This window comes from Burkholderia sp. BC1, from assembly GCF_052683555.1.
Genome location: NZ_JBQYLP010000160.1, coordinates 1 through 2,317, shown reverse-complemented (window position 1 = coordinate 2,317; position 2,317 = coordinate 1). Strand labels below are relative to the sequence as shown.

The following is a 2,317-nucleotide window of genomic DNA, read 5'->3' as shown; positions in this document are numbered from 1 at the left end:
TTCCGTGTAATTACTCAACCCGCCTTGAACACGGAAATCCTGACACCCCCCCGTCCGCCGATTGTATCGTTGTAGACGGAAATGCAAGTCCGAAAAGCTCGCGATTTTCATAGGGCTTTTTGCCGTTCACCCTGCAACCGGTTGCGCGCAGTGGCGCCGTGGGTCACGGCTTGCGGGCATCGCGAAAAGGTCCCCGAAATGACGGCTCTTTTCCCACGTGCCGTCGTCGCCTCGGCTGTTCCAATTGATCCGTCCCAATTGGAACTCCGTGATGCGATTCCCCCGACTCTTTCCCCGTAGCAAGAAGCAGGTCGCCTTGTCCGCGGCGCCCGGCCACTACTCGAACGACGATCCCGAAAAGATCATCTTCGATCAGGGGACGCGTCTGCGCGTCGAAGCCAATCATTGGAAGACCTTCTGCTTCATCCTCGCAATCATTGCGGGCGGAGCCGTCTACACCCGTCAGCCGCCGCCGTCTGTCGTGCGCTCGTACGGCGTCTCTTCTGACGCCGGCGGCAATCCGTTGGTCAAGCAACTGGCGGCGTATAACCCGGACGACCAGGCAAAGCGCACTGCAATCAAACAGGACGTCGAGCACTGGTTCACGATCGAGCCGGTCCTGACAGACGATATCCGTACGTCGCGCCTCGCCAAAAACATCAATGCAGTGAAGGCGAAGATGATCGGTAACGCGAAGAACCAGTTCGCGTCCTGGATCAGCGATGACAAGCCATTCGACCAGATCACGACCAACCCGAAGCTGGTGCGTGAACCCAAGGTCACCAACGTCTCACTGCTCGAGGACTCGACGGTTGTGGTCGAGTTCACAACATCGACTCGGCAATCCCCGGCTGACAAGCCCGTCGAGGTGCGCTTCGCGCTGACGATGCGCTACCAGATCATCCCCCCGACTGCGGAAGACGTACTGGGCACGAATCCCTACGGCCTTTACTACCCGTTCTTCACCCTGCAGAAAACTGGCGCATGAAACGAACACGTTCCCTCCTGGGCTGGGGCGCGCTGGCGGTGATCGCGGCATCGGCCAATGCGTTCGCAGCCAAATCTGCAGCGAACCCGATTGCCCCCGTCCCGAATTTCGATGTCGGCAGCATCATCGGCGATGCGATGAGCCCGGTGAATCCCTACAACACTGGCGCGGATCCGATCACGATGCCGGGCGATGCACGCATGGCAGTGTTCACGTATAGCCGCGACAAGATCTTTCGGGTGATGACTGCGCCGCTGAAGCTCACGACAATTGAGCTCGAGCGCGGCGAGACCTTGGTCAGCGAGCCAGCGATGGGCGACTCCGTGCAGTGGGTTCTCGATACGGACGGCGCAAATCACGTCTACGTGAAGCCCACTAAGCCGGGCCTCGTCAACACGCTGCACCTGAGCACAAACCGGCGCGAGTACGAGCTGACGCTCGTTTCCTCCCCGTTGGGTGGCCTGTTTTATCAGAACGTGCGCTTCAGCTACGCGAACTCGCTGATGGCGAAGGTGCGGGCACGCGGCAACGCAACGGGGGAAGAACACGATACTGACCAAGGCGCCCCATCCGATTCCGGTCCTATCGGCGTATCGCCTGACAAGCTGAACTTCGAGTACACCGTCTCGGGGACGAACTCACTCAAACCCGAGACGGTCTTCGACGACGGCACGTTCATCTGGATCCGGATGCCGCCGCGCACGCCGTTTGCCGTGCCCACCATCAAGGATGGCGGTGACGTCGTCAGCCCGAACTTTATCCGCCGCGGTCCATACATTGTCATTCAGCGACTGGCCGATGAGGTCAAGCTCACGCGACCCGGCGAGGAAGTGACGATCACGCGCGGCCGGCGCGGCCTGTTCGGGTTCTGAGGGCGGTATGGCAAAGAATACAGATCCGACCAGTTCGGAAGAGAAAGCGCTGTTCAAAGGGAAAGTGCCGCGTAACGTCATGATCGCGGTCGGCGCGATTGCTGCCGTAGCTATCGGGGCGTTGGGCTTTTACACGCAAACGCAACAAGCAAACAAGGCAGAAGAGGAGGCTCTCAAAGCCAAACGTGAACGTGCGGCCGAAGCGGTCGACAAGAGCAATGGCAACAAGGCCGATGTCGATAAGATCATAGAGGAGCAGCAAGCACAAGCACGTCGACGAGCCGCCGAAGCCGCTGCGGCGGCCAGCGCAGCGGCGGCCGCGAACGTGAAGAAGCCGGCGCTGTCGGCAGATGCCGTTTTGCCGACCGGCAATACCACAGAAATCAAAGCTTCGAACGACCAGGACTGAGCTTGCCCGCAAAAAATGGATCCCTTGCTGAGTGTGTAAAACTCACGC

General features: G+C 59.8%; 3 protein-coding genes. All 3 read left to right on the top strand.

All coding sequences use genetic code 11. The features are described 5' to 3' along the window. The first annotated feature begins 271 nt into the window (after positions 1 to 271). The 3 genes from ACSHSS_RS30065 to ACSHSS_RS30055 are packed head-to-tail and all read left to right on the top strand — an operon-like array spanning position 272 to position 2,269. On the top strand, positions 272 to 988 hold the full coding sequence (locus tag ACSHSS_RS30065; RefSeq protein WP_012217946.1) for a type IV secretion system protein: 717 nt from the start codon (positions 272 to 274) through the stop codon (positions 986 to 988). Next, a complete protein-coding gene (locus tag ACSHSS_RS30060; RefSeq protein WP_043282269.1) occupies positions 985 to 1,860 on the top strand; it encodes a TrbG/VirB9 family P-type conjugative transfer protein in 876 nt (291 codons plus the stop codon). The genes ACSHSS_RS30065 and ACSHSS_RS30060 overlap by 4 nt, the downstream gene beginning before the upstream one ends. A gap of 7 nt (positions 1,861 to 1,867) precedes the next feature. Next, positions 1,868 to 2,269 carry a hypothetical protein gene (locus ACSHSS_RS30055; RefSeq protein ID WP_445545959.1) on the top strand — a complete coding sequence of 134 codons (402 nt, stop codon included), beginning with the start codon at positions 1,868 to 1,870 and terminating at the stop codon, positions 2,267 to 2,269. Positions 2,270 to 2,317: the final 48 nt, after the last annotated feature.